At 43.8% G+C, this 785-nt stretch carries 1 protein-coding gene and 1 pseudogene; both read right to left on the bottom strand.

Annotated elements, in window-relative coordinates; translation table 11 throughout:
• Positions 1-559: ABC transporter transmembrane domain-containing protein (locus tag R7E78_RS25950; RefSeq protein WP_318058584.1), on the bottom strand; the 559-nt coding region annotated here is incomplete at its 3' end.
• Positions 560-562: 3 nt separating this feature from the next.
• Positions 563-785 (bottom strand): annotated as a pseudogene (locus tag R7E78_RS25945) (multidrug ABC transporter permease/ATP-binding protein); the annotation flags it as partial.

The raw sequence follows: 785 nt of genomic DNA, 5'->3' as shown, positions 1-785 counted from the left end.
CGGTACTGAGTTGTTTAAACAGATACATAAAGCCAATTACGATTGGTAACAGGACGAGAACAACCAGCGTCAACTTCCAACTCATGAAGAACATGACACCCAACATTACCACGATCATCACAACGTTCTTAACCACGGTCGCGATTAACAACTCGTAAAACTGCTGAAGTGATTCTGTATCATTCGTGATTCGAGAAACAAGCTTACCAGCAGGCGTGTAGTCAAACGCAGAAAGTGGCTGTTTGATCACTCCCGAAAACACTTGCTTGCGAATGGTTTTGATCGTGTTCGTTGCCACCATGCTAAATTGCAACGATTGAAGATATTGGAACGTTGCTGAAATGACTTGAAGTGACACGTAGCCCAACGCTAAAGCAATCAATACGTTACGAGAGTAGTCACCTTTGGCAAAGTGTTCATCAATAAAATACTGGATCAACCAAGGGCCACTCGCACTCGCTAACGCCGCGATAAACAGCAACGCTAAGCCTTTTATCATTGGCTTCGGCTGAGACAATGGATAAGACAACAACCGCTTAAATTTACTGGTTTGTTTCATTGATTACTCCTCCATTGCTTGTTCGAGTTTTTGGTACTGGAACATTTCTGCGTACCAGCCTTGGTGTTCGAGTAGAGAATGATGTTTTCCTCGCTCGGTGACATGGCCATGATTAAGAACGATGATTTCATCAGCCGCTTCCAATGCGGTTAATCGGTGTGCGATAACGATCAACGCTTGATTACGGTAGTGTGTTTCAAGGTTCTTGAGAATCTGGTGTTCGGTT

The organism is Vibrio sp. YT-19(2023) (assembly GCF_033337395.1).
Note: the sequence above shows the minus strand (reverse complement) of the source record. Positions and strands in the feature narration are given on the sequence as shown.